Origin of the sequence: Frateuria sp. (assembly GCF_035943815.1) — a bacterium.
In the GTDB taxonomy this organism is placed as follows: Bacteria; Pseudomonadota; Gammaproteobacteria; order Xanthomonadales; family Rhodanobacteraceae; genus Frateuria_A.
This window is the reverse complement of record NZ_DASZBU010000012.1, coordinates 137,339-163,588: the sequence shown is the minus strand read 5'-3', so window position 1 is coordinate 163,588 and position 26,250 is coordinate 137,339. Positions and strand designations below refer to the sequence as shown.

Annotated in this window: 25 protein-coding genes and 1 pseudogene; 18 read left to right on the top strand and 8 right to left on the bottom strand. The window is 66.7% G+C overall.

Annotation, left to right across the window (positions count from 1 at the left end; genetic code table 11):
* Window positions 1–89 precede the first annotated feature (89 nt).
* Together VGU65_RS08190 and dapA are read right to left on the bottom strand one after the other, a co-directional pair.
* The gene (locus VGU65_RS08190) at window positions 90–665 is read right to left on the bottom strand and encodes a hypothetical protein (protein WP_327474530.1); all 576 of its coding nucleotides are present in this window, start codon (window positions 663–665) and stop codon (window positions 90–92) included.
* A gap of 41 nt (window positions 666–706) precedes the next feature.
* Complete coding sequence (gene dapA, locus VGU65_RS08185) at window positions 707–1,600, bottom strand: 4-hydroxy-tetrahydrodipicolinate synthase (protein ID WP_327474528.1); 894 nt, start codon at window positions 1,598–1,600, stop codon at window positions 707–709.
* Window positions 1,601–1,743: 143 nt separating this feature from the next.
* Between dapA and VGU65_RS08180 the strand changes: the two genes are divergently transcribed.
* From VGU65_RS08180 to mfd, 5 genes are all read left to right on the top strand, one after another.
* Complete coding sequence (locus VGU65_RS08180; RefSeq protein ID WP_414655806.1) at window positions 1,744–2,343, top strand: glycine cleavage system transcriptional repressor; 600 nt, start codon at window positions 1,744–1,746, stop codon at window positions 2,341–2,343.
* A gap of 136 nt (window positions 2,344–2,479) precedes the next feature.
* Window positions 2,480–2,941, top strand: coding sequence for a peroxiredoxin (locus VGU65_RS08175; RefSeq protein WP_327474524.1), 462 nt, complete (start codon window positions 2,480–2,482; stop codon window positions 2,939–2,941).
* A gap of 121 nt (window positions 2,942–3,062) precedes the next feature.
* On the top strand, window positions 3,063–4,445 hold the full coding sequence (locus VGU65_RS08170; protein ID WP_327474522.1) for a PhoH family protein: 1,383 nt from the start codon (window positions 3,063–3,065) through the stop codon (window positions 4,443–4,445).
* A 296-nt stretch (window positions 4,446–4,741) separates the two neighbouring features.
* Window positions 4,742–5,344, top strand: a complete 603-nt coding sequence (locus VGU65_RS08165; RefSeq protein ID WP_327474896.1) for a GNAT family N-acetyltransferase — start codon at window positions 4,742–4,744, stop codon at window positions 5,342–5,344.
* Between the two features lie 240 nt (window positions 5,345–5,584).
* On the top strand, window positions 5,585–9,250 hold the full coding sequence (mfd, locus tag VGU65_RS08160) for a transcription-repair coupling factor (RefSeq protein ID WP_327474520.1): 3,666 nt from the start codon (window positions 5,585–5,587) through the stop codon (window positions 9,248–9,250).
* A gap of 152 nt (window positions 9,251–9,402) precedes the next feature.
* On the opposite strand, the gene VGU65_RS08155 is transcribed toward mfd, so the two are convergent.
* Complete coding sequence (locus VGU65_RS08155; RefSeq protein WP_327474518.1) at window positions 9,403–10,410, bottom strand: integron integrase; 1,008 nt, start codon at window positions 10,408–10,410, stop codon at window positions 9,403–9,405.
* Window positions 10,411–10,582: 172 nt separating this feature from the next.
* Between VGU65_RS08155 and VGU65_RS08150 the strand changes: the two genes are divergently transcribed.
* The 9 genes and pseudogenes from VGU65_RS08150 to VGU65_RS15635 all read left to right on the top strand — a co-directional run.
* Window positions 10,583–11,311, top strand: coding sequence for a GIY-YIG nuclease family protein (locus VGU65_RS08150; protein ID WP_327474516.1), 729 nt, complete (start codon window positions 10,583–10,585; stop codon window positions 11,309–11,311).
* Between the two features lie 115 nt (window positions 11,312–11,426).
* Window positions 11,427–11,636 carry a hypothetical protein gene (locus VGU65_RS08145; protein WP_327474514.1) on the top strand — a complete coding sequence of 70 codons (210 nt, stop codon included), beginning with the start codon at window positions 11,427–11,429 and terminating at the stop codon, window positions 11,634–11,636.
* Window positions 11,637–11,690: 54 nt separating this feature from the next.
* Window positions 11,691–12,053: a hypothetical protein gene (locus VGU65_RS08140; protein WP_327474512.1), complete on the top strand. Its 363-nt coding sequence runs from the start codon at window positions 11,691–11,693 to the stop codon at window positions 12,051–12,053.
* Between the two features lie 66 nt (window positions 12,054–12,119).
* Window positions 12,120–12,410 carry a hypothetical protein gene (locus VGU65_RS08135; RefSeq protein ID WP_327474510.1) on the top strand — a complete coding sequence of 97 codons (291 nt, stop codon included), beginning with the start codon at window positions 12,120–12,122 and terminating at the stop codon, window positions 12,408–12,410.
* Between the two features lie 551 nt (window positions 12,411–12,961).
* Window positions 12,962–13,390, top strand: coding sequence for a hypothetical protein (locus VGU65_RS08130; protein ID WP_327474508.1), 429 nt, complete (start codon window positions 12,962–12,964; stop codon window positions 13,388–13,390).
* 1,630 nt (window positions 13,391–15,020) lie between these two features.
* Window positions 15,021–15,317 (top strand): hypothetical protein, encoded by a 297-nt coding sequence (locus VGU65_RS08125; RefSeq protein WP_327474506.1) that lies wholly within the window; start codon window positions 15,021–15,023, stop codon window positions 15,315–15,317.
* Between the two features lie 1,245 nt (window positions 15,318–16,562).
* The gene (locus tag VGU65_RS08120; RefSeq protein ID WP_327474505.1) at window positions 16,563–16,802 is read left to right on the top strand and encodes a hypothetical protein; all 240 of its coding nucleotides are present in this window, start codon (window positions 16,563–16,565) and stop codon (window positions 16,800–16,802) included.
* A gap of 78 nt (window positions 16,803–16,880) precedes the next feature.
* Window positions 16,881–17,402, top strand: a complete 522-nt coding sequence (locus tag VGU65_RS08115) for a COG3650 family protein (protein WP_327474503.1) — start codon at window positions 16,881–16,883, stop codon at window positions 17,400–17,402.
* Window positions 17,393–17,620, top strand: a pseudogene (locus tag VGU65_RS15635) (transposase); the annotation flags it as partial. The gene VGU65_RS08115 and the pseudogene VGU65_RS15635, both read left to right, overlap by 10 nt.
* A gap of 453 nt (window positions 17,621–18,073) precedes the next feature.
* Here the strand turns inward: VGU65_RS15635 and VGU65_RS08110 are convergent.
* Window positions 18,074–19,066, bottom strand: a complete 993-nt coding sequence (locus tag VGU65_RS08110) for an LLM class flavin-dependent oxidoreductase (RefSeq protein WP_327474501.1) — start codon at window positions 19,064–19,066, stop codon at window positions 18,074–18,076.
* A 199-nt stretch (window positions 19,067–19,265) separates the two neighbouring features.
* Between VGU65_RS08110 and VGU65_RS08105 the strand changes: the two genes are divergently transcribed.
* Window positions 19,266–20,216 carry an HDOD domain-containing protein gene (locus VGU65_RS08105; protein WP_327474894.1) on the top strand — a complete coding sequence of 317 codons (951 nt, stop codon included), beginning with the start codon at window positions 19,266–19,268 and terminating at the stop codon, window positions 20,214–20,216.
* 7 nt (window positions 20,217–20,223) lie between these two features.
* Here VGU65_RS08105 and VGU65_RS08100 read toward each other — a convergent pair whose 3' ends face one another.
* The 4 genes from VGU65_RS08100 to VGU65_RS08085 form a co-directional block, all read right to left on the bottom strand.
* Entirely contained in the window at window positions 20,224–20,748 is a 525-nt protein-coding gene (locus tag VGU65_RS08100) for a hypothetical protein (RefSeq protein ID WP_327474499.1), read from the bottom strand.
* A gap of 114 nt (window positions 20,749–20,862) precedes the next feature.
* Window positions 20,863–21,990 (bottom strand): FAD-dependent oxidoreductase, encoded by a 1,128-nt coding sequence (locus VGU65_RS08095; protein ID WP_327474497.1) that lies wholly within the window; start codon window positions 21,988–21,990, stop codon window positions 20,863–20,865.
* A 73-nt stretch (window positions 21,991–22,063) separates the two neighbouring features.
* Complete coding sequence (locus VGU65_RS08090; protein ID WP_327474495.1) at window positions 22,064–24,364, bottom strand: EAL domain-containing protein; 2,301 nt, start codon at window positions 24,362–24,364, stop codon at window positions 22,064–22,066.
* Window positions 24,365–24,416: 52 nt separating this feature from the next.
* A complete protein-coding gene (locus VGU65_RS08085) occupies window positions 24,417–24,593 on the bottom strand; it encodes an oxidoreductase-like domain-containing protein (protein ID WP_414655804.1) in 177 nt (58 codons plus the stop codon).
* 114 nt (window positions 24,594–24,707) lie between these two features.
* Between VGU65_RS08085 and VGU65_RS08080 the strand changes: the two genes are divergently transcribed.
* The 3 genes from VGU65_RS08080 (at window position 24,708) to VGU65_RS08070 (ending at window position 26,078) form a co-directional block, all read left to right on the top strand.
* A complete protein-coding gene (locus tag VGU65_RS08080; protein WP_327474491.1) occupies window positions 24,708–25,205 on the top strand; it encodes a hypothetical protein in 498 nt (165 codons plus the stop codon).
* 144 nt (window positions 25,206–25,349) lie between these two features.
* Window positions 25,350–25,769, top strand: coding sequence for a CBS domain-containing protein (locus VGU65_RS08075; protein ID WP_327474489.1), 420 nt, complete (start codon window positions 25,350–25,352; stop codon window positions 25,767–25,769).
* Between the two features lie 24 nt (window positions 25,770–25,793).
* Window positions 25,794–26,078 carry a hypothetical protein gene (locus VGU65_RS08070; protein WP_327474488.1) on the top strand — a complete coding sequence of 95 codons (285 nt, stop codon included), beginning with the start codon at window positions 25,794–25,796 and terminating at the stop codon, window positions 26,076–26,078.
* The last annotated feature ends 172 nt before the right edge of the window (window positions 26,079–26,250 follow it).

Genomic DNA, 26,250 nt, shown 5'->3' with positions numbered 1-26,250 from the left:
CCGGGCGGCGTTTTTATATGCGAGCTCGCAGGCGTACAGACAAGAACGCCGCCCGAAGGCGGCGTCGCAATGCAACTTCGAACTTGCGATCAGCTTCCGAGCTTGGACTTGAGCGTATCGACCACCTTGGCGACCGCGGCGGCCGGGCCCTGCGCGCGCACTTCGCTGGCGCTCCCGCTGCTGCTGACCGTGACCTGCACTTCGCGCGCGGCCGTGCCGGCTTCATCCGCGTTGCCGTTGCGGTGGAACAAGCGGCCGAAGAAACCACGCTTCTTGGCCGTCCCGGCAACCACGCTAAGCGTGTAGGTGTGCGAGGCATCGTCGCGGGCGGTCACCTTGCCGACGTCGCCGCCATCGAGCACCTGGCCAACGCGCCGATAGGTGTTGTCGACGTTGTCGGACAGCACGAAGCCATCGGCGATCACGCCGCTTGCGCCGCCGACGCTGGCAGTCGCGCCGCTGGCCGTCGGATTGTTGGCGCCCGGCGGCGGGATCACCAGCGCGTCGCTGGCGGCGGGCGTATCCAGGCCCGGCGGGATTTCCAGCGGCGATTCCTGTTTCGCCGCATCCCAGGACTTGTGCGAGCGGAACATGCCGCAACCGGAAAGCAGCAGGCCGCTCAGGACCAGGGCCGGCAGGGCGACGACGAGCGAGGATTTCTTCATGGAGTGGATTTCCAAAGAGGGATCAAGCGGCAGCCAAAAGATCAGGCGACGGCCGCCAAGGATGCCAGAGCGGACAGTGCTTCGTGCAGGCGCGCGCGGTCGGGGCCGTCGGCCAGTTCGAGCAACGGCAAGCGCAACTGCGCCGAACCCAGCCGCAGTGCGGGCAACATGGCCTTCACCGCGATCGGGTTGGGCACGCAGTTGAGCGCCTGCACCAGCGGGTCGAGCCGTTCGTGCGCCCTTGCCGTGGCCTCCCGGTCGCCCGAGGTGGCCGCGTCGCACAACGCACGGAACGCCTGCGGCACCAGGTTCGCCACCACCGACACCGTACCGGCGGCGCCGGCCAGCATGGCCTTGCCCGCGGTGCCGTCGTCGCCGGACAGGTAGACGAAATCCGCGCGCGCAAGTTCCGCAAGCGCGTGAATGCGCTCGCCCGTGGCGACGGCCTCCTTGATGCCGACGATCGCCGGGTGGTCGCGCAGCGGTCGCACCGTGTCCGGCAGCAGGTCGCAGGCCGTGCGCGTGGGCACGTTGTAGAGGATCACCGGCAGGCCGCCGTGTTCGGCCACTTCCAGGAAGTGCCGGCGCAGCCCTTCCTGGGTCGGGCGCACGTAGTAGGGCGCGACCACCAGCGCGGCATCGGCGCCGAGCGCTGCAGCGCGGCGAGTCTGCGCCACGGTGCGCGCCGTGCCCGCTTCGCCGGTGCCGGCGATCACCGGCACGCGGCCGGCCACGCGCTCGACCGCGAAGGCGAGCAGGCGCTCGAATTCGTCCTGCTCGAGCATGTGCGCCTCGCCGGTGGAGCCGGCCACCACCACCGCCTGCGTGCCGCCAGCGAGCTGGTGGTCGAGCAGACGGCCGAACGAGGGCAGGTCGAGCGAGCCGTCGTCGCCGAACGGCGTCGCCAGAGCGCAGATGCTTCCACGAATGTCCAAGACGCGATTCCGGCCTGAAGGCAAGCGAAGGATGTTACTGGCGCCCCGTGCACAGGGGAAGGGACGCATGCGCGGAGCGGCCTGAACCGGCCGCGCGCACCCGGCGGCCTGCGTGACTTGCCCGGAGCATCCCGGGTAAGCTCATCCGGTTCCCGCATCGCGGGACTCCCGAAGGTGGTCTTCCCTTGAATCGTTCCCCCGCGCGCGCCGGCACCGACAACCAGTTGTTGATCCACACGCTCACCCCCGCGCCGCGCGCGCCGCTGCTCACGCTGACCAAGCGCATCGCCGACGCCGGCTGCAGCCTGGTCGATGCGCGCGTCTCGACCATCGGCAACGACACCTCGCTGGTGATGCTCGCCGCCGGCGCCTGGGACGCCATCGCCAAGCTCGAGACGGCGCTGGCCAAGCTCGGCCGCGACGAGGAACTGCGCCTGTCCCATTACCGCACCGGCCCGCGCGAACAGAACGGCACGCTGCTGCCTTACCTGGTCGAAGTGGTAGCGGCCGACCGCCCCGGCATCCTGGTGAAGGTGGTGGAGTTCTTCAGCCGCCACGACATCCGCGTGGAGCAGCTGAGCTCGATGCGCTACCAGGCCATGCAGACCGGCGCGCAGATGTTCCAGGCGCAGATCACCATCGGCATCCCCGCGCAGATCCACCTGGCGACGCTGCGCGACGACTTCCTGGAGCTGTGCGACGGGCTCAACCTCGACGCGATCATGGATCCGGTGAAGTTCTGAGCATCGCGCGTCGCAAGCCGGGCGACAAGCCTTTTGCTTGTCACCTGGAGCGCGCTAGTCTTTCCCCCGAGGGCCGAGGCGACGCCACGCAGGCGCGCTTCGCCAAGCGATTCCTGATCGACCTCGCGGAGACCCCATGCCCGAACTCGGCAAACCGCTTCCCCACCTGATCGGCACCACCGGCGACGACACCGAACTGGAGCTTTCCGAACTCAAGGGCCGCTGGGTGGTGGTGTACTTCTACCCGAAGGACGCCACCCCGGGCTGCACCACCGAGGCGCAGGATTTCCGCGACCTCTACGACGACTTCAGGAAGCGCAACGCCGAGATCGTCGGCGTCTCGCGCGACTCGGTGAACTCGCACGCCAGCTTCGCCGACAAGCAGGCCCTGCCCTTCCCACTGATCGCCGACACCGACGAGACCTGGTGCAAGGCCTTCGACGTGATCCACGAGAAGGTGCTCTACGGCAAGAAGCACATGGGCATCGTGCGCAGCACGTTCCTGATCGATCCCAAGGGCCATCTCGCGCAGGAGTGGCGCGGCGTGAAAGTCCCGGGCCATGCCCAGGCCGTACTGGACGCCATCCCCGCCAAGTGAAGCCCTCCGGCGCATCCGAGCATCCCCTTCGCATGGCATGCAGCCATGCAATCCGGCGGCCCGCGACCTTCACGGTCGGGGCCGCTTTTCTTTTGTCCGACCCAAGCGAGGCCTCTTCCGCATGACCGGAAGCAAGCGTATCTATGCGCTCGACACCAACGTGCTGCTGCATGACCCGACTTCGCTGTTCCGCTTCGAGGAACACGACGTCTTCATCCCGATGACCGTGCTGGAGGAACTGGACGAGAAGAAGAAAGGCGGTTCGGAGGTCTCGCGCAACGGCCGCCAGGTGAGCCGCTTCCTCAACGAACTGATCGAGCGCGGCAACGGCCACGGCATCAGCAACGGGCTGGAGCTGTCCAACCCCAAGGGCGTCAACCTCAAGCGCGGCGGCGCGGTGGGCCGCCTGTACTTCCAGCAGCGCACCACGGCCAACGGGCACAGCAAGGCGGACAACCTGATCCTCGCCGCGGTGATCGAGCTGCGCGACCAGAACCCCGACCGTGCGGTGATCCTGGTCACCAAGGACATCAACCTGCGCATCAAGGCCAAGATCTACGGCATCGATGCGGAGGACTACGAGAACGACCGCGCGCTGGACGATTTCGCGCTGCTCTACACCGGCTCGACCGGGCTGCCCGAGAATTTCTGGGACCGTCATCCGGAAGTGCAGTCCTGGACCGAGCGGGGCCGCACCTTCTACAAGCTCGATCGCCATGACGACGAGGACTGGCATCCCAACCAATGCCTGTTCCTGCCCGGCGACAACAGCGTCGAGCTGCGGGTGCTTAGCCTGGACGAGCGCCAGACGACGCTGGTGCTGCTGGACGACCACAGCCATCCCAACCACAGCGTGTGGGGCATCGCCGCGCGCAACCGCGAACAGAACTTCGCGCTCAACGTGCTGATGGACCCGGACGTGGATTTCGTCACCCTGCTCGGCACCGCCGGCACCGGCAAGACGCTGCTCGCGCTCGCCGCCGGTCTGGCGCAGGTGATGGACCAGCAGCGCTACCGCGAGATCATCATGACCCGTGCCACGGTCTCGGTCGGCGAGGACATCGGCTTCCTGCCCGGCACCGAGGAGGAGAAGATGACGCCGTGGATGGGCGCGCTCACCGACAACCTGGAAGTGCTCGCCAACCCCGAGGAAGGCGGCTCGTGGGGGCGCCAGGCCACCAACGACCTGCTCGCCTCGCGCATCAAGATCCGCTCGCTCAACTTCATGCGCGGCCGCACCTTCCTCAGCCGCTACCTGATCATCGACGAGGCGCAGAACCTCACGCCCAAGCAGATGAAGACGCTGATCACCCGTGCCGGTCCCGGCACCAAGATCATCTGCCTGGGCAACGTGGAGCAGATCGACACGCCCTACCTCACCGAGACCACCTCCGGCCTCACCTACGCGGTGGACCGCTTCAAGGACTGGGAGCATTCGGCGCACATCACGCTGCGCCGCGGCGAGCGTTCGCGGCTGGCCGACTTCGCCTCCGAGGCGCTCTGAGGCAACGGTGGGCGGGCCGCCCGCGGCCCGCCCGGACCTCCGATCGACGATCCTGCCGGTGGCCGGCCTGCCGGCTGCGCATACCGGCATCGCATGAAGCCGCCGGCGCGCGTCCCCGCCGACGACGCTGAAGGGCGCGACCAGGCCCCGCGTCTGCCGCACTGCCGCAAGCCGCACCCCACACACCCGCCTGCCTGTTCACGCCAATTGCGCACCGCCTGGGGGATAAACCGCATCCTCTTGCGCCGCCCGTTCATGCCGCAGCGCACCAAATACGCTAGAGTATGGACATGACTATCCAGCCCGTCGTCGACTTCGCCACGCCCATCCGCAATGCGGCGCTCCCGCCACCGAGCCATCGCCGCTTCGCCCGCGAGGAAGCCGTGCCGCCCGCCGGCGAGCCGGTGACGACCCGCGACGGACGCACGCTGCGCCTGCGCCCGATCGAGCCCGGCGATGCCGAAGCCCTGCGCCGCTGCTTCAAGCGCCTGCCCGCGCAGGACATCCGCCGTCGCTTCATGCACATGCTCACCGAGCTGCCCGAGCCGATGGCCCAGCGTTTGTGCCGCCTGGATCCGGCGACCGAGGTGGCCTACGTGCTGGTCGACGACACGGTCACGCCCGCCGAGGTGCGCGGCGTGGGCCGGATCTTCATCGACGAATCGAGCGACAACGCCGAATTCTCCGTGCTGGTCGAGCGCGACTGGGCACGCGTTGGCCTGGGTGCCTTGCTCATGCACCGCCTGGTCGAGGCCTGCCGCCAGCGTGGCCTCGCCGAGTTGTGGGGCTACGTGCTGGTGGAGAACCGCCCGATGCTTCGCCTGTGCAGCGAGCTGGGTTTCACCTCGCGCATGGTTCCGGACGAGCCCGGGACGGCGCAGATCACCTTGCGGCTGTGACGCGAGCGACAGGCTGAGGCGAAGGCGCCCCATCCGCCTGCCGAGCACCTCCCCTGTGGAAAGTGCGCAGGAATCCATCAAGCTTCCGCGCGGCACCTATCGAGCCATCCCCGCAACGCGGGGAAGTTGCCCGATAGGGCGGATGGAGCGCTCTAGGGCGCGGTCTCCCGCCCTCGCTTATCGCACGCGCTAAACTCCCCCGTTTCACCGCCGCGGCATCCCCGCGCGACGTGCGTGCCCATGTCCCGAGTCCCCCATCCGCCCCTGCCCTCCAGCCCCAAGCAACGCCGCTTCTGGACGCCGCCGCACGGCTCCTCGCGCGCCCTGCTGATCGCCGAAGCGGCACGCGACCACGCCGGCCTGCTGGTGGCGGTCACGCGCGACACCCAGCGCGCCTCGGCACTGGAAGACGAGCTGCGCCTGTTCGCCGGCGATCTGCCGGTGCTGCATTTCCCGGACTGGGAAACGCTGCCCTACGACATCTTCAGCCCGCATCCGGAGATCGTCTCCCAGCGCATCGCCACGCTCTATCGGCTGCCGTCGGTGCAGCGCGGCGTGCTGGTGGTGCCGGTGGCGACGCTGATGCAGCGCATCGCGCCGCGCTCGCACATCACCGGCTCGGGGCTGGTGCTGGCCAAGGGCCAGAAGCTGGACCTGGCCGCCGAGCAGCGCCGGCTGGAAGCGGCCGGCTACCGCCACGTGCCGCAGGTGGCCGAGCCGGGCGACTACGCCGTGCGCGGCGCGCTGATCGACATCTTCCCGATGGGTACCGCCGAGCCCTACCGCGTCGAGCTGTTCGACGACGAAGTGGATTCGATCCGCAGCTTCGATCCGGAGACCCAGCGCTCGCAGCAGCCGGTGGACAAGGTCGAACTGCTGCCCGCACGCGAGTTCCCGCTCACCGAGGACGCGGCCAGGGACTTCCGCAACAACCTGCGCGAGCGCTTCCCGATCGATGTCCGCCGCTGCCCGCTCTACCAGGACATGAAGGAAGGGGTGACGCCCGGCGGCATCGAGTACTACCTGCCGCTGTTCTTTCCTGTGAAGAGTCCGCACATGGATGTGCGGGGTGTTGCGGAGGATCCGCATACAGGTACGGCCACGCTGTTCGACTACCTGGGCGACGGTGCGCTGTTCGTGCTGGGCGAAGGCGCCGGCGAGGCGTCCGAGGCGTTCTGGGCGAACACCGCCGAGCGCTACGAACAGCGCGCGCACGACATCGAGCGCCCGGTGCTGCCGCCGGCCGAGATCTATCTTTCGCCCGAGCAGCTGCGCGAGCAGCTGAACAAGCGCTTGCGCGTGGAAGTGGTGCCTGCGGGACACGAACACGCCGTCGACTCGGGCACCCTGCCCGCGCCCGAGCTGCCGCTCAACCGCAAGGGCGAGGAACCGGGCACCTCGCTGCGGCATTTCCTGGGGAGCTACCCCGGCTGCGTGCTGATCGCCGCCGATTCGGCGGGCCGTCGCGAAGCGTTGGCGGAGACGCTCGCCGCCGCCGGGCTCAGGCCGCAGAACGTCGACGGCTGGTCCGCTTTCCTCGGCAATCATCAAGGCGCCGCCGGATCTGCTCCCTCTCCCCCGGCAGCGCCGGGGGAGAGGGCTGGGGAGAGGGGGGCTCTTGCTTCTCCTTCCGCAGCACACGGACAAGACACAGGCAAAGGCCTCCCCCTCTCCCCAACCCTCTCCCCCGGCGTTGCCGGGGGAGAGGGAGCTGCCTTGCGCTTCGCCATCACCGTCGCGCCGCTGGAGCAGGGCTTTGCCCTCAAACAGCCTGCGCTCACCGTGCTCACCGAGCGCGAGCTCTACGGCGAGCGCGTGCGCACCGAGCGCAGGCGCCGCCGCGGCGCCGCGCGCGATCCCGACGCGATCATCCGCGACCTCACCGAGCTTTCGGTCGGCGCGCCGATCGTGCACGTCGACCACGGCGTGGGCCGCTACCAGGGCCTGGTGTCGATGGAGCTCGGCGGCATGCAAGGCGAGTTCCTGGTGATCGAGTACGCCAAGGGCGACAAGCTCTACGTGCCGGTGGCGCAACTGGGCCTGGTCAGCCGCTACTCCGGCACCGCGCCCGAGCTTGCGCCGCTGCATTCGCTCGGCGGCGACGCCTGGGAGCGCGCGCGCAAGAAGGCCGCCGAGAAGGTGCGCGACGTGGCCGCCGAGCTGCTCGCCATCTACGCCCAGCGTGAGGCGCGCGGCGGCGAGTCGATCAACATCGACCGCGGCATGGTGGAGGAATTCGGCGCCAGCTTCCCGTTCGAGGAGACGCCCGACCAGAGCCAGGCCATCGACGCGGTGCTCGGGGACCTGGCCGCCCCACGCGCCATGGACCGCGTGATCTGCGGCGACGTCGGCTTCGGCAAGACCGAGGTCGCCCTGCGCGCCGCCTTCGCCGCCGCCACCGCCGGCAAGCAGGTGGCCGTGCTGGTGCCGACCACCCTGCTCGCCCAGCAGCACTACCGCAACTTTGCCGACCGCTTCGCCGACTGGCCGGTGAAGGTGGACGTGCTCTCGCGCTTCAAGTCCACCAAGGAAGTGAACGAAGCGCTCAAGCGCCTGGCCGATGGCCAGATCGACGTGATCGTCGGCACCCACAAGCTGCTGCAGTCAGACATCAAGTTCAAGAACTTAGGGCTCGTCGTGGTCGACGAGGAGCAGCGCTTCGGCGTGCGCCAGAAGGAGCAGCTCAAGAAGCTGCGCGCCGAGGTGGACCTGCTCACCATGACCGCCACGCCGATCCCGCGCACGCTGAACATGGCAATGGCCGGCCTGCGCGACCTCTCGCTGATCACTACCCCGCCCGCGCACCGCATGGCGGTGCGCACCTTCATCAGCGCGTGGGATCCGGCGACCATCCGCGAGGCCTTCCAGCGCGAGCTCTCCCGCGGCGGCCAGGTGTACTTCCTGCACAACGAGGTCGACTCGATCGAGCGCACCGCGCGCGAGCTGGAGGAACTCATCCCCGAGGCACGCATCGGCATCGCCCACGGCCAGATGCCCGAGCGCGAGCTCGAACGCGTGATGGCCGACTTCCACCGCCAGCGCTTCAATGTGCTGGTGTGCACGACGATCATCGAAACCGGCATCGACATCCCGACGGCCAACACCATCATCATCGACCGCGCCGACCGCTTCGGCCTGGCCCAGCTGCACCAGCTGCGCGGACGCGTCGGCCGCTCGCACCACCGCGCCTACGCCTACCTGATCGTGCCCGACCGCAAGGCGATCACCGCCGATGCCGAGAAGCGGCTGGAAGCGCTGGCCTCTCTGGAGGAGCTGGGCGCCGGCTTCACCCTGGCCACGCACGACCTGGAAATCCGCGGCGCCGGCGAACTGCTGGGCGAAGAGCAGTCCGGCCAGATCCAGGAGATCGGCTTCGGCCTCTACACCGAGCTGCTCGATCGCGCCGTGCGCGCCCTGAAGAGCGGCAAGGTGCCCGACTTCGACCTGTCTTCCGAGCACGAGACCGAGGTCGAACTGCATCTGCCTGCGCTGATCCCGGACGACTACCTGCCCGACGTGCACACCCGGCTGACCCTCTACAAGCGCATCGCCAGCGCGAGGAACGAGGACCATCTGCGCGACCTGCAGGTGGAGATGATCGACCGCTTCGGCCTGCTGCCGGAACCGACCAAGACGCTGTTTGCGCTGTCCAGCCTCAAGCTGATGGCCACGCCGTTGGGCATCCGCAAGCTCGACCTGGGCGCCAGCGGCGGCCGCATCACCTTCCGCGACAAGCCCGACATCGACCCGATGGCGCTCATCCGCCTGATCCAGGGCCAGCCGCGCGTCTACAAGCTGGACGGCCAGGACAAGCTCAAGATCGCCCTCGACCTCCCCGGCGCCGCCGAGCGCATCCGCGCCGCGCAGGAAGTGCTGGTCCAGCTCGGCGCTCGCCGCCCGGCCTGACGCTGCCAGTTCCCCGCCCCGCCTGGCGCCGAAGCCGATCCTCCCCCGCCTGACCCCGAAGCCGATCCTTCCCCCGCCCCGCGGGGGAAGGTGCCCGAAGGGCGGATGGGTGCACCCGGAGCGCGCACTACACGCACCTCCCCAAAAGCGCCCTACCGATCCAACGGACTGACCACCCCCAACCCACCCCGATTCAACACATGCGTATAGATCTGCGTGGTCGCCACGTCCTTGTGCCCCAGCAGCTCCTGCACGGTACGGATGTCCTGGCCGGCCTCCAGCAGATGCGTGGCAAACGAGTGCCGCAACGTATGCGCGCTCACCGGCTTGGCCACGGCCGCATCCAGGCAAGCGCGCTTGAGTGCCCGCGAGAGCAAGGCATCGTCGAAATGGTGCCGCCGCTCGATGCCATCGCGCGGATCGCGCGAGCGCCGCGGGGCCGGAAACACGTATTGCCAGGCCAGTTCCCGCGGCGCATTCGGATACTTCCTCGCCAGCGCATGCGGCAGCCAAACCGCTCCGAAGCCGGCAGCCAGGTCGGCGAAGTGCAAGGCGGCCGCCCGCTCGACCTCGCGCCGCAGCGGCTCGACTAGCGCGCGCGGCAGCATGGTGTGGCGGTCCTTCCCACCCTTGCCGTCACGAACGGTGATCTCCTTGCGGTCGAAGTCCACGTCCTTCACCCGCAACCGCAGCGCCTCCATCAGTCGCATCCCGGTGCCGTAAAGCAGGCTCGCGAGCAGCCATGGGCGCCCCTCCATGCACGCCAGCACGCGCGTGACTTCCTCGCGCGAAAGCACCGTCGGCACGCGCTGCGGGCGTTTGGCCCGCACCACGCCCTCCATCCATGGAAGCTCGATGCCCAGCACCTGCCGGTAGAGAAACAACAGCGCCGAGAGCGCCTGGTTCTGCGTGCTCGCCGAGACCTTGCCCTGCACCGCCAGCCCCGAAAGAAAACCCTCGACCTCCGCCGCGCCCAGGTCGCGCGGATGGCGACGTCCGTGGGCAAGCACGAAGCGCCTGATCCAGCCGAGGTAGACCTCCTCCGTGCGCAGGCTGTAATGCTTCAGCCGCAACACCCGCCGCACCTCCTCGAACAACCGCGGCGCCGGCCTGCCCTCAACCGTACGGTTTATTCCCCCATTTCCGGGTGGATAAGACATAGGGCCTCGTTCCGTGAGATATGTACCGGCAGCGTGGGCCACGCAGCACGGTCGCGGTAGGAGCCAAACCCCTGATGGCGTGTAGGTTTTTCTTCCTTGACGCGTGCACGACGGCTACCCCACCATCGGCGCATATGCCCCGGTTTGGGGTCTACTTAGCGTTAGGCCTCTTATGAGCTTTACTCGCGATCACATTCTTGCGGAGATCAAACGGACGGCCGCAGCAAATGGCGGGAAGCCGCTTGGTCGCCTGGCTTTCCTTGGGGAGACGGGCATCAGAGAATCCGACTGGCGCGGTCGCTTTTGGGCGCGCTGGAATGAAGTGCTTAAGGACGCTGGCTTCGGCCCCAACAAATTGAACGAAGGCCGCGAAGACTCCGTTCTCCTCGATCGCTTCGCTGGTCTCGCAATTGAGCTCGGTCGCCTTCCTGTATATAGCGAGATTCGCCTACGGAAACGCACCGATCCAACGTTTCCTAACGATAAGACCTATGCGCGTTTTGGCACAAAGGCCCAACTGCTAAGCAAGTTGTATGAGCACTGCTCATCCGATCCGCTCTATGCGACGCTTCTGCCACTTATCGAGGCAGAGCTCAATGTAGAAGACTCAACATTGGGTCAACCACCTCCCGCAACGGAAGCTGTCGAAGGCTTTGTCTACTTGGTGAAAATGGGCAAGCATTTCAAGATCGGCAAGACATTTTCCGTTCCCCGCCGTCACCGCGAGATAGAGCTGCAGCTCCCGGAGAAGCTCAAGCCGGTTCATGTCATTCGCACCGATGATCCAAGTGGCATTGAGGTCTACTGGCACAATCGTTTCAAGGCCAAATGCACAAACGGCGAATGGTTCTCTCTGTCAGCCGAGGATGTGCGCGTTTTCAAGAAGCGAAAGTTCATGTAGAGCGGCCTAACTAGGCGCTCAAGCGGACCGTGCGGGAGGAAGTTTCCCGTGCAATCATGCGTTGCGGCCCGCACGGCCGCTTAGCTTAGACGTTAGACGTCACAGGGAGCTTCAAGTGAATATTGGAATCGCATTGGTGCTCGCAGGCCTTGTACAGAGTTTTTCCGGGTTCATATTTTTCCGCCAACCTGGGGTTTCATTCCTGTTCTTTGGTCCGGTGTGGCGTGCCAGCAAGTACCTCACGCCTCCTGGTGTCGCTCTGTGGGTCGGCGGCTCATCGGTTGGCTTCGTCGGCGTTCTCATCATGGCGCTTCAGCACGTCTAACATTTCGTTCAAGGCGGACGGCTACGCCGCCGCTTAACTCCAGCGTTAGGCATCATGAAATCAGTCTGTCTGGCCTTACTAGTTGCTCTTCTCAGCCTCATTGTGGCGTGCAGTGGCCCAGAGTCGCTCGGCAGTAAAGCCGAGTACGCGGCCTTGCAGGGCGCCGAGGTCACTTATCGAAATCAGCCAATCTCTGGTCCAGAAATCCGCACGATGCAGGGTTATGAACTGTTGGCACTTCCAAGCACCGAAGGACGCACTTGGATCATGCTCAAGGCCAAACATGATCCGTACTGGAAGCAAATGCCTCAAACGGACACCTTCTCTATACCCAAGTCGCTGCTCGACAAACTAGTCCGCGAAAATCGAGCTTCCCCGGACGTGCAAAAAGTGCTTAGCTCCCATGTCACAAAGTAGGCCGCAGCCTAACAACTCGTTCAAGGCGGACGGCTTCGCCGCCGCTTAACTCAGGCGTTAGAGCGCATGAAGCAGACTACGGCGGCAAATCTGGCTTTGGTTCTCGTTGTGGCCGGTTGGCTGCTAGCCTTCTATGGCGTGATGTCGCAACTCGGCGACCCGTCACCATCCGTTCCGCGCGCACAAATCGAAGCTGCTCGGCATCTGTCACTTGCAGTACTTGGCGTCGGTGTTGTGTGTATCCTCGCCGCCCTCTGTCTATCCGGCTTTAGTTTTACTGCAGCCAAAGTTCGTGCAAGTGTTTGCGCAGCGCTCGGCTTCCTGCCTGCAATCGCTGTTATCTTGAGCATGCTGTGAGTGGCAGTGCGCTCTAACTACTCGTTCAAGGCGGACGGCTGCGCCGCCGCTTAACTCAAGCGTTAGGGCCTATGGTGCAATTTGGTCGCTACCTTGCGTATTCACTGCTAGCGACCTTGGCAGGCCTGCCGGTCGGCGCTTTTGCCGGCAGCCTTATCTTCGGCCTCTATGGACAGCTCGAATCGGGCGATGCACAAGCTTTGTGGCCCAGCCTGGGGGCCGCGCTTGGTTTCTCGGTTCCCGCAGTTTTGTTTGGCCTCGTACCGGCCCTGCTTTGGGGGGCTCCCGCCTATGCGGCTCTTGCCATGCAAGGTCGTGCCACCTGGCTCGGGGCTGTCGCAATCGGCGTAGCACCCGGAGCCGTTACTCTAGCCGTCGCAAATGAATGGGGTACTGTGCTAATCATGTTTGGCGCTCCAGTAGCAATTGCAACTCACCTGTTCGCACGCAACCGCGTTCGGGCCCTGCATGGCAGCGGCCCTAACCATTCGTCCAAGCGGACGCGCGAAAAGCCGCGCGCCGCTTAACTCCAGCGTTAGGCACCGAAAAGCATGAGCATCTGGGTAGTAGTGCGGTGGGTCATCATGCTCACGGCGGCAGCCGGCGAGCTTTTTGCACCGCTCCACCCTTTGGCGCACCCACCTATTGGTTGGGTTGCTTTGCTGGCAATCTTTGGCGGGTGCTCTGTCGGCATGGTGCTTGTTCTCGGGCTACAGGCAGCCAATCCCTTTTCGGCAAAGCAATGGTTGCGCCCTTCATGGCGATCGAATCCCCTCAACTTCCGCCAGCCAATGCAGTTCTTCCACTTGGGTGCCTACGTTTGCCTGGCTCAGGGGTTGGTACTTTTGCTTCGCCTCGTGTTCTCGCATGTGCCTTTCTACCTTGAAGCCCTGGTGCCTATGGTCATGGCGCTTGGCATACTCGTAGGGCTCGAACTTGTCAGCTTGTTGTTCCGCGCCAAGGTCGAAAGTCGCGCCTAACAACTCGTTCAAGGCGGACGGCTTCGCCGCCGCTTAACTCCAGCGTTAGGCATCTTTGGCAATGAGCGACGTGTCATCCGTAGAAACAGACATCCCAGTATCCGCATGGCCGGAGTGGAGCTACTTCGATAAGGTTACTGCCGCCTTAGTGAAGTCAGCGAAGCAGCCAAAGACGCTGGCTCTAGCAAAGTTGGCGCGCTCTACCCATTACTCGATTCGATTGAGGAGTCGGTATCCTCTCTACGAACTCTGGCGAGAATACAAGCGCTGCGTGACTCATACGTCATTTCAAGAGTGATCTATGAAACCTCGATAAATGCATGCTTCCTACTTACTTCACCAGCTGAGCTCACAAAACGAGCCAACATTCATGCGAAACAGAAAGCGCTTCGCAACCTTGTGAGACGCATAGAGATAGCGGGCTCTCAACTGTTTGAGTTCAAGGTCTCAGGAGCTGAAGAAATCCTGCAAGATCCAGAGCATAAGCTCTGGATCTTGCAGGATTTACTTCCAAGTCTGGTCGAGAAATAACATCGTGGACACCCGAGAACGTTCAGCAACGCCTTGAGGCCATTTACCAGACATTCGGCAACGAAGCTGCGAAGGGCTTGGCCTTTGGGTTGCTTCTGTATAGACATGCGTCCGAAATCGCTCATGGAACCTTGTACGGAACACTGTTCTCTTGGGGAGCAATGGAGCCAGGCAGGCCATTAAAGTCGCCAGAAGACTTGGCGATCTTCTGAAGAGCAGAACTACGGCATGTTTTGAAACTCATCAGCTTCACGCTTGAATCATTGGTTCACGTATGCGCTCAAGTTCTTTCCTTACAGCCGCTATCTGAGTTGGCAACTAAAGCTCGGGTGAACTATTACGAAAGTAGAGGGAAAAATGCCTAACTGGGGGTTCAACGCGGACGCCAACATGGGCAATGCCTTCGGCATTCTCATGGCCCATGTCGGTACCCTCCGCACTTCGTGCTCCGGCGCCGGTTAACCAAGGCGTTAGCTGCCAAGGATAGCCATGAGGAATGTTGTAGCTCTTGTTTTCGCTGCATTACTGCTCTGCGCCGGATGCGCATCAATTCCACTGTCCACTGCGCTGAGTCTTTCGTCACTCTCGCCAGGTGACCTCGCGCAGGTGGATCCCACGCAGGTGCGAGTGAGGCTCTCCGTTCCTGCGGGCTACGAGCTGAACATCCCCGCAGCCCGGCTCACGCTAAGCCTCTCTGGCCCCGCCGGCGCCCGATCGGCCGCGATGGGGCTTGTGCCACTGCAGGTGGGGCCCGGCACCCGCTCTGGTGGTGTCTTTAGCTCGGACATCCCTGTATTGACCTATATGTTGGCTCTTAGCCCACGTGGCGCACATGAGCTGGCCGCGCTTCAAAGGTTCGTACTTTCGAACAATCCCAAGAGCTTTACCTTTTCGGTCAATGCCCCATTCGCAAAGCTTCCGGCACAAGCACGCGAAGTCACGTTCTGGGCGGATCTCAGGCTGCGACAAAGCGACCCGTTTATGCGGCTCATTGATGGCGCCAGGATCCGATTCGAGGAATCACGTGTTGGTAGCTAACAATTCATTCGAGGCGGACGGCTTCGCCGCCGCTCAATTCCAGCGTTAGGCATCAAAAACCATGCTCAAGCGCGTCCTCGTGGCATTCGTCGTTGGCCTGTTCGCTACGGGCCTGCTCATGGGCTTGTCGTTCGTGGCCGACTCCTTCGGCTTTCCCAAAATCGCGAGCGCCTTGTTCTGGCAAAACACGCTGCTTCAAAGTTACGCCCCACTAGGCAACATAGGCACCGCAGCGCACCCCGTCTACGAGGGCTCACCCCTTAACTTCCTTGCCTTCCTTGCTAGCATCTCCCTTGGGTTCATTGTTTACGGTGTGTTGGCGTATGCAGCACTCACTTGGGCGCGTCGGCGTGCCTAACATCTCGTTCAAGGCGGACGGCTTCGCCGCCGCTTAACTCAGGCGTTAGGCCGCATGACACACGACGAATACGTGCTTTCAGTCCGTCGGCGAGCCACCGAGATCGCGGCGGGCATGCTCGCGGGCGAGGTACCCATTCTTGAAGGCTGCCACTCGCTCACCGCACTTCGCTGGGAGGTCGAGGTCGAAGAGCGTGATCCAGACTTTGTCACGTTTGCCATGATCTCTTCGGAGACTGATGCGCTTCCTGTCGGGTCAGTTCGTGCCCACTGGGCATCCGAGGCGCTGGCAAGGCTGGAGCCAGACATACAATCAGCAACCGCATGGGCAACACCGCAAGCACTTCCAGCATGTCAGTCCTTAGTGCAGCGGTTTGGGGCCTAACCACTCATTCAAGCGGACGGCTTCGCCGCCGCTTAACTCAAGCGTTAGGCCGCATGGGCTGCGTCGACACACTCGAAATCAAGCAGGCGTTAGCGTCACCGCCACGGCTGGTTCTGTACTCGCACCGCCGTGGCACTGAGATCGTCTGCCCGGTGGATGGCGCTTGTTGCGCAGCCTTGGGCATCCTTGTTCGAGAGCCGGAGGCCTCTTTCTGGTTACGGTCCGTTAGCCACACGCTCGTTCCGTTCTTTGTGTTCTGGCGGCGCAGCGGGGACTTCACGCTCGTAGTGCGGGTTAAGCACGGACCATCTCGGCGGGAGGTACGTGTTCCTTGCAGCAGGCAGTCGGGTCGCGTGCTACTTGCGGTGTCACGCGAGGAATGGTCGTATGCGGCCTAACAACTCGTTCAAGGCGGACGGCTTCGCCGCCGCTTGACTCCAGCGTTAGGCGGAAAAAGATGAGATTTGGCAGGTTGGCCATCTTCCTCGGTTGCGCACTGCCTGGCTTTGCTCTGGCTAGTGGATCGCAGCTTAAGAAGCTTCCCGTGCCATCCACGGAGACTGCTTGCGTGGCGCGAGGTGGTGAATGGACCCTCGCTGGCCCGCAGAACGTCACGAAGTACTGTTTCCTCCGAACCACTGACGGCGGCAAGTCCTGCAGGACCTCGCGCGACTGTCAGAGCGAATGCATAGAAGCCCCAAAGGGCAACCAATGCGCCAGCACGTTTAGTGGTTGCTTCGAGCCAACCGGACGCGGCACAGTCACCCAATGCGTAAACTGACTTTGCCTAACAACCCGTTCAAGGCGGACGGCTTCGCCGCCGCTTAACTCCAGCGTTAGGCCAAAAAAGCATTGAGCCGCATGCTCGCCATGATTCCCGGTCACCTGCCCAAGGCTTGGGTCACTGGCCTCTTACTCTGGTGCGTCGAGGCGCTCCTCTTCGTGCCGGGCATTGTTTTTGCCTTGCTTCACTGGCAACCGGCTCTTTTGGCGGTCCTGGCGCTTATGTTTCTCGCCTTTCTCTGCTTCATGGGCTGCATCGTATGGTTTATGGTAGAGCGCATGCTTGGCCGGGTTACTCCTTGGCGTCGGCATGCCTAACTACCCGTTCAAGGCGGACGGCTTCGCCGCCGCTTAACTCCAGCGTTAGGCCAATGAGGGCGTATCTTGCGACGAGCCTTGCTCTCCGTCTTCCTGTCGTTCTTCCTTGTTACCCCGACCCTGGCGTCCGACTGCCTGACGACACCCGCAAGCTTGCAGCAGTTCCTGGGGCAAGGCGGCTGGGGCGTGCCAGGCAGCTATGTGGTTTCGCTCCATGACCTCAACGGTGATGGCATCCAAGAGGCTGTGATCCTGCTTACCGACGCGGGTTGGTGCGGTAGCGGCGGCTGCACCTTGCTGGTCGCTCAACAACGAGGGGAGGCATGGCACATGATCAGCAAAACCACTCTGGTCCATCCACCCGTGGTCGCCCTGGAGCGCAAGCGTTCCGGTTGGCAATCCCTTAGTGTCATCGTAGGCGGGGGCGGCGCGGCCACACATCCGGTCACCCTGGATTTTCGGCAAGGGCGCTACCCCTCCAACCCCACCGTGCTGCCTGCATTGCCCGGCCCATCCCCTTCTTACGGCGAGCCGCTCATCAATGGTCTGCAGTGCCAGCGTGGCACGGCAAGACCTGACTTCTCGTCCAAGTGGACGTGATAGTTCCCACGGTTTGGTTGGCACCCTCATCTAACTTTTCAGGCGTGCCTCCTGCCAAGCCAAGCCCCAGAACGACTACGCGCTACAGCAAGCAATTCATGGCCACGGCCGTGCGCCTCAACCAACTCCCAGGCGTCCATGTGCGAGACGTCGCCGCCTCGCTTTACTTCCATCCCTTCATGCTGTCTCGTTGGCACCAGCAGGCGCGAGGCGCGACTTCGCCGCCTAACACCCACACCAGGGTCAAAGGGGAAATGAAGTGTCGAGCTCCCGGTATTCAAAGCGCAGTGGCTATCTTTTCATCGCGGCAGGCTGCATGTTTTTCCTTGCCGCATACCTCGGCAAGCAAGTGGCGTTTTGCGGTGTGGGCGCGGCTTTCGTCGTCATCGGCGCTTTGTATCTGGCACGCGCCGGGCGTGCTTGACGGCTCTTCCGGGGGCGACATCGACTAAGCGCTGGTCGAAGCCAGGACCCTTGCCCAGCTCGAGGAAGAGCCGAGCGTGAATCCGGCTCCCTGGCACCCGCGAATTCGCCCTCCGCGATCCGGCAGCTACTACGTGGCGGTGAGCTCGCTGGCTGAGGCGGGTCTTTCGTTCGCCGGGCCGAGCCGGCCGCTGGAGTGGGGGCCGAGCGGCGCCGTGCGGCATGCCGCCGGCGCCGTGCACGCTCGATCAGCCGGCCTCGTCACCCCTGGCCTGCATCGCCAGCTCGAAGGAGCGCCGGCGCAGCCCGTGGTCGTAGATATTGGCAGTGAGCATGAGTTCGTCGGGGCGGTGGCGGGCGATGAAATTGGCCAGGCCGGCTCGCACGGTGTCAGGGCCGCCCACAACGGCGCAGGCGAGCGCGCGCTCGACGCCGAGCTTCTCCACGGGCGTCCAGTAGGCCTCGATGTCGTCGATCGGCGGCGGCACCAGCCCGGGCCGGCCGCGGCGCAGGTTGATGAAGCTCTGCTGCTGGGTGGTGAACAGCCGGCGGGCGTCGGCGTCGGTGTCGGCCGCGACCACGTTGAGGCCTAGCATCGCGTAGGGTTGCGCCAGACGGCGCGAGGGCCGGAACTCGCGCCGGTAGATCTGCAAGGCCGTATCCATCGCGTCCGGCGCGAAATGCGAGGCGAAGGCGAAGGGCAGGCCCAGCGCGGCGGCCAGCCGCGCGCTAAAGAGGCTGGAGCCGAGCAGCCATACCGGCACCTCCAGCCCGGCGCCGGGCACCGCGCGCACGGCCTGGCCAGGCTGCGCCGGCTCGAAATAGTGCAGCAGTTCCAGCACGTCGTCGGGAAAGGTCTCGGCAGCGTCGGCATAGCGGCGTAACGCACGCAGGGTGGCCTGGTCGGTGCCGGGGGCGCGGCCCAGGCCCAGGTCGATGCGGCCGGGATGGAGCGCCTCCAGGGTGCCGAACTGCTCGGCCACCTGCAGCGGCGAGTGGTTGGGCAGCATGACGCCGCCGGCGCCGACGCGGATGGTCGAGGTGCCGTCGGCCACGTGGCCGATCAGCACGGCGGTGGCGGCGCTGGCGATCCCCGGCATGTTGTGGTGCTCGGCCAGCCAATAGCGCCGGTAACCCAGGCGCTCGCCCCAGCGGGCCAGGTCGAGGCTGTTGCGGAAGGCCGCCGTGGCATCGCTGCCTTCGGTGATCGGGGCCAGGTCCAGTATCGAGAAGGGGATCATGCGCGGCTCCTTCGGGGAAGCTCTCGATCTGGGGTTGGCGGCACGTCTTTGCCAGCGGTTGCGCTACATTTCCCCCGGGCCAGGCCGATACAGCGCAAAGCACGCAACCGGGATCTGTACCAGGATGAGAGCCTTGTGGCGGCGGCTCTTCGCCGCACGGACAGCACCACCCCGCCCTGCCCCGGCGCCGCCGTTGGCAGTGGTCGCGGCCGCCCCGGCGGCGCGCGATGCGGGGCCGCCGCTGGCCGTGGTGGCCGACCGTTTCCACCGTTTCGTGCTCGGCCTTCCCAAGGCGGCCGACGACGCAGCCACCGCGAGCGCTGCCGAGCAGGCCACCCTGCGGCGGCTGGAAGCCATCGGCGAACGCTTCGACGTGGGCGGCCTGCCGCGCCTGCCCAGCGTGCTGCCGCAACTGCTGCGCGCGCTCAAGAACGACAACCTCGGCGGCAACCAGCTGGCGGCCATGATCGGCCGCGATCCGGTGCTGGTGGGCGAGGTTATGCGCGTGGCCGGCAGCGCGCATTTCCGCACCGCGCAGCCGATCCACAGCCTGCAGCACGCGGTCGTGCTGCTCGGCCGCGACAGCCTGCGCCGGGTGGCCACCCAGCACGTGATGAAGCCGATCCTGCAGGCCAGCGCCGGCATGCACGGGCACATGGCCGGCCCGCTGCTGTGGGAGCACGCCGAACGCTGTGCGCATGCGGCGGCGTTCCTGGGCCGCCATGGCGGCTGCGATCCGTTCGAGGCGTTCCTCGCCGGCATGGTCTGCCATACCGGCACCGGCGCGATCGTGCGCCTGCTCGACCAGGAGGCGCCGCCGTCGCTGGGGCCATTCTCGCCCCCGTTCCTGGCCGGCTGCATGCGCATCGGCGCGCGGCTCTCACTGCGCGCGGTGCGCCACTGGGAGATGCCCTCCAACGTGATCGGCGCTCTGATGGAGCGGGTGGACGAGCAGGCGCCGCCCGCCTCGGCGCTGGGCAAGTCCCTTGCCTGCGCCGATGCGCTGGCCATGGTGCAGATGCTTGCCGAGCGCGGCCTGCTCGATCCGGAGCTGGACTATGCCGGCACCTGGCCGACGCTCTATCCGGCGCCGGTGATGCTGCGCGGACAGCACGACCTGCGCCGGCAGTTCGCGCCGGGGCAGGCCTGAAACCCGATCAACGCCGCTGGATGCCGGCCTGCACGTCGGCGCGCAACTGCGCGGCGATATCGTCCGCGCCGGTGGCCAGCAGCGAGGCGAAGGCCTTGGCGTAGTCGCCGCCGGCCGGCGCCGGCAGCGAGGGCTGCACGTGGTAGGCGTGGTTGGAGACCAGCCCGCGCGCGTTGATGGTGCAGCGCGTGCCCAGCTCCAGCGTGACCTTGGGCGGCGTGGCGTCGGCGTCCACGCGCATCTCGGTGAACACCTGCTCGCAGTGGACCACCAGGTCGGTGAAGTACACCGGTTGCAGCGCATGGCGCAGGCGCGCCTGCAGCACTTCGGACACCGGCGGCGCGGGGGTCAGCGTGATCGATTGGTCCAGGCCGCGCACTTCCACGTCCTTGGCCTGCTGGTCCACCTGCAGCCAGGGCGCCGAGGAGGGCAGCACCAGGTTTCCCAGCGCGACCGGCACACGCACGTCCTGCGAGCCTCCGCAGGCGGCCAGCAACATGGCGCTCCCGGCGACCCATGCGAACTTCTTCATCGCGATTCCCCCTCGACCATGGCAGGCCCCGGGAATCTACAGGGCCGTGCCGGGCCGATCAACGCAAGAGGCGGACAAGTTGCTGGCCAGTGCACGTTTGGACGTCCATCCGCCTCAGCAACGCGTCCGCACCGGGTGATCCAGCCCGCCGGCCACGCGCAGGAATTGCCGCCGCGCCGGCCCGAAGTGCATCAGCCGCGGCACCAGCGCGTTGCGCAGCTCCCGCAGCGCGGCCGGCTGGCCGCGCATCAGGCGGGTCAGCGCCTCGATGCGGCGAACAACTTGCCGATGCACCGGGTGGCGCAGCTGCGCGTAGTTGACCAGGCGCGAGCGCTGCCCGGCCAGCGCGTCGGCGGCGCAGTCGGCGAACACGTAGGCGTCCTCTATCCCCAGGTTCATGCCGCGTGCGCCTAGCGGCGAGTGGATGTGCGCCGCGTCGCCGCCGAGCAGCACGCGGCCCACGCCGGCACGCTCGGCGACCCGATGGGCGATGTGGAAGTGGGACTGCCACGCCACTTCGCCGCAGACGGTGCCGGCCGGCAGCGCGGACAGCGGAGCTGTGCCGTTGCCGATCACGCGCCACAGGTCGCCTTGCACACGCAACGCGAACAGGAAGCCATCGGGCAGCAACATCAGGTGCACGCGATCCGGGTCCAGCGGCGTGGCGAGGCGCAGGTCCCACAGCTGCCAGGGTTCGGGCAGCTCGTCGCCGGGGAAGGCCAGGCCGAGCGCCTGGCGCACCGTGCTGTGCGCGCCATCGGCGCCGAACAGGATCGCCGCCCGCGTCCGCTCGACGCTGCCGTCCGGATGCACCAGCCCCAGGTCCACGGCGTCGTCGGCCTGGGTCAGGCTGTCCAGTTTCACGCCGCGCTCGACCGTCACGCCCTGCCCCTGCAGCACCTCGGCCAGCAGGGCCTCGGTGCGCGATTGCGGCAGCGAGAGCAGCGAGCGGTCGGTATCCAGCAGCGGCGAGAGCGGCACGGCCAGTTCGTCATGCCCGTCCCGGTGGAGGGTGACGCCGCGGACCGCCCAGCCCTCGGCGAGCATGCGCCGGGTGACTCCGCTGTCCTCCAGCAGTTCCTGCGTGCGCGGGTTGACGGCCAGCGCCTTGGACGTGCGGCTTGGCGCCGGCGCCTTGTCGACGATGCGTACCGTCACACCGCGCCGGGCCAGCAGCAGGGCCGCCGCCAGCCCGGTGGGACCGGCACCGGCGATCATCACGGGCAAGGTGCGGGAAGGCATGACGCAAGGCCGGCGGGGGGAACGGCGCAAGCCTGGCAGCCGCGGCGGCAACCGGTTGTGAGGACGCGACCGCCTACGCGCCGTCACCGACCATCCGGAACGCGCCGGCGCCCTGCTGCAGCACCCGGTCGATCGGCGCGGCGCGACCGACGTGGTCGCCCTGCATCCAGTCCACCTGCAGGCCGCGCAGCAGCCCGGCGGTGACCGCATCCTCCACGAACTCGGCCGCGGTCTGCGCGCCGAAGGCGCGGGCCACCTGCACCGAGGCGCGCACCAGCTCCAGGTCGCGCGGCGAGTGGCGCATGTCGCGCACGAAGCTTCCGTCGATCTTGATCAGGTCCGCCGGGATCTGCTTGAGCCGGTCGAAGGACTGGTAGCCCATGCCGAAGTCGTCGATGGCGAGGTGGCAACCGCGCTCGCGCAGTTGCGCGAACAGCCGCGCCGAATCCTGCGCGTGGGTGATCGCCGCGGTCTCGGTGATCTCGAAGCACAGCTGGCGCGCGGGCAGCGCCAGGCCGTCGACCAGCGCCAGCAGCTCGGTGGCGAACCCGCGCGAGGCCAGCGACTGCCCGGCGATGTTGACGCTGAAGTAGCCGATCGGCGGCAGCCGCGCGCGCTGCTCGTCCATCCAGCGGCCGAGCCGGCGCAGCACGGCCAGGTCCAGTTCGGCCATGCGCCCGTCCTCCTGCAGTTCGGGCATGAACTGGCCGGGCAGCAGCAGGCGACCGGCGTCATCGCGCAGGCGGCAGAGCACCTCGCCGCTGAGCGCGCGGGTCAGGCCCGCGGCCAGCGGCGCGATCGGCTGGAACCAGAGCTCGACCTCGCCGGCACGGATGCGCGAGAACACCACGCTCAAGAGCGACAGGCCACGTTGCCGCGAAAGCCGGGCATCGCCGCCCCCGCCGGTTTCCTGCTCCGCGCGCAGCCAGTGCATCTCGCCGCGCTGCTTGGCTTCGATGGCCGCCTGCGAGGCGGCCTGCAGGCGCTCGTCCAGGCTGTCGCCCGCGGCCACCACGCCGAGGTAGGGCAGCACGCGCACGCGCTGGCCGCCCCAGGTGAAGTCGGATTGGTGCAGCCGTTCCAGCGCCTGGTCCCAGTCCACCGTGCCGTGAGGATCGGCGCTGGCCAGCACCAGTTGCCCGGTGCCGATGCAGTAGACCTCGGCCACGCCACGCAGGCGCCCGGCGACCCAGCGCATCAACGCCGCCTGCGCGATCAGGCCCAGGCAGGCGGTGATCTTTTCGGTGCGGTCCAGCAGCAACAGTCCCAGCACGGGCGGTTCGGGCGCGCAGCGGCGGCGCAGCGCCGCCAAGTTGGGCAGGCCGGTGAACGGATCGGTCAGGCTGTCGCGCTCGTGCCGGATGGCGGCCGCCTCGCGCTCGTTGCCGTAGAGCATCACCAGCACCACCAGCAGCTGCAGCACGGCGCACTCCAGCGCGGTGCGCAGCAGGCCGAACTCGTCCGGCAGGCGCACCGTCTCGCTGGCATGCCGCGCCAGGCCGACGGCGAACAGCAGTTGCACCAGCACCAGCAATGGCATGCTCCAGCGCGGGCGCAGGTGCAGAGCCGCCCACACCAGCGCCGCGGCGATCAGCAGGCGGTTGTCCAGCAGCACCCCCGGCAGCATGTCCGGATACGGGCCCATCCGCGGCGCCCACTGCAGCAGGCCCAGCGGCAGCAGCACGCCTACCACCAGCAATCGCCACGGCACGCCCCGCCACCAGAGCGCACGGCCGTTGCCATGCGTGGCGAGCACCAGCATGGGCAGCGCCAGCACCAGCACGCCGAACAGCTCGGCGAACAGCACCTGCAACTGGTCGTTGGCGAGCAGGCGCCAGTCGGGCACCGGCCAGGCCAGCACCGCCTCGAGCAGCAGGTTGCCCACGGCCATCGCCAGGGGCAGCAGCACCAGCCCGTAGAGCACGAAGCCGGACACGTCGGCCACGCCGAACGGCCGGCCGGCGCGCGGCCAGCCCATCCGCCGCGCGGCCAGGCGCAACAGGCCGTAGGTGCCCGCAGCGGAGCACACGCCGAACAGGTAGGCCGCCGGTGGCGGATGCCCGGCCTGCACCACGGCCAGCCACATGCACGCCATGGCCAGCACGCCCAGGCGCAACGGCAGCCGGTCGCGATAGAGCATCGCCAGCGCCAGCAGATAGCCAAAGTGCAGATGAACCAGCGAGGCGTTGACGCGGATGCCGAAGAAGCCCGCGCGGTAGGGGATGTTCACCCAGTAAAGCAGGGCGCACGGCGACGCGAGCAGCAGGCTGCGCGCCCAACGTGTCCCCCGCTCGACCATGCGTCCCCCTTGCAGCCCCCATGCGGCGGCGGTCGCTGCGGCGGCCGCCGTCGCCGCCCGCGAGGGCGGCTCCATGGCTTATCGGTCGCGCGGGCGAAAAATGTAACGGCCGTTGGAATCCACGGGATCAAGCCCGCGGTGCGCCGGGATGGCGCGCCCGCCATGCGGCCAACGCCGCGCGGTAACGCTCCATCGCCGCGTCGTAGCGGTCGAGCACGCAATTGACGCAGCCCTCGCCGCAGCAATCGCCTGGATCCGGTTCCGCGGGCGGCACCGGCGGCGGGTCATCGGGAAACGCGTTCATGGCGGCCATGGTACGGCGCCCCTCACACCATGGACACCCGCAGGCGACGCTCCGCCAACCCGCGCTCCACAACGATTGCGCCGGGCACCGCGCCCGCCGACCGCCAGGAGCGCCATGAAAACCCGCCACGTGTTGAGCACCCCCGACCTGCCGACGGCCAGGGCGGTCATGCAGGCCGCCCGAGCCGCCGGCGTACCCGAGCAGGACATCTCGCTGATCGCCCGCTCGGACATCGAACTGGAAGCAGCGCCGGAGCAGCACAAGGAAGCCGGCAGCGATTTCTACCCCGCCGCCGTACGTGGCGTGATCGGCGGCGGCGCCACCGGGCTGCTGGCCGGGCTGGTGGCGGTGGCGATCCCGCCCGTCGGCATCACCCTGGCAGGCGTGGCAGGACTGGCCATCGCCGGCGCGCTCACCGGCGGCTGGACCAGCGCGATGGTCGGCGCCTCGGTGCCCGATCCGGTGCGGCGCAAGTTCGAGGACGAGATCGAGGCCGGCCGCATCCTGGTCGTGCTCGATGCCGACAAGGAACTGCTCGCGCGCGCCGAGCCGGCGCTCGTTCGCGCCGGCGCCACGCCGCTGCCGTTCGACCAGCCCACCGTGCTGACCTGATTTCCCGGCCGGCGGCCCGCACAGATGAGCATGAGGCAACCCGCACACCAGCCTTGCACGCCTCTTTCATGGTCCACCGACACCGTGTTCAACCGTGCGCGAGGAACATCCCATGCGTTCCCGCCGACCGCCGCCGGAGGCCCCATGGATCTCGACCGCCTGATGACCCGCAATCCCAAGTTCTGCCTGGCCACTTCGCTGCTGGAGGAAGTGGCCCGGGCCATGCGCGACGAGGACGTCGGTGAGCTTCCGGTGGTCGACCTGGACCGGCACCCGATCGGCGTGATCACCGACCGCGACATCGTCGTGCGCACGCTCGCGGCCGGCCGCAATCCGCTGGAAGTGCGCGTGCAGGACTGCATGACCGCGCCACCGGTCACCATCCAGGAAGACGCCACCGTGGAGGAATGCGCCCGGCTGATGCAACGCCAGCAGGTGCGGCGCATCCCGGTGGTCGACGGCAAGGGTGCGCTGTGCGGCATCGTCGCGCTGGCCGACCTTGAGCGTTCGGACGCCCGTTCGCTGCAGAACGACGTCACCCGCAGCGTGTCCCGGCCGCACTGACCCATTACCCCGAAGGAGACTGCCATGAAGATCCGCCTGTTGTGCTGGAGCCTGCTGCTGGCTTCCTCGTTCGCACTGACCGCGTGCAACCGCCACGCCAACGACGAGACTGGCCAGACCGGTGCCGCGACCCCGGCGACTGCGCCAGCCACCACGCCGAGCACCACCCCGGCGACCACGCCGGCCACGACGCCGCCCAGCGGCTCGACCGCCATGACGCCGCCGGCCACCATGCCGCCGCCCTCCTCGACGGCGGCGATGCCGGCCCCGACCTCGACCCGGCCCAACTCCTCGGGCGGCGCGCACTGACGCGCCTGCGGCACCAACAGAAGGCACGGATGCGGGCCGGCCAGGGATGGCCACGGCAGGTGGAACGATCCGAGCCTGGCCCGTGCCGGGCTCGTTCGCGTGATTGGCATATGGCATACCTGCCGAAGGTCACGCCCTCCGCGGTGCCGCGGGGGCGCACAATCGCAGCCCC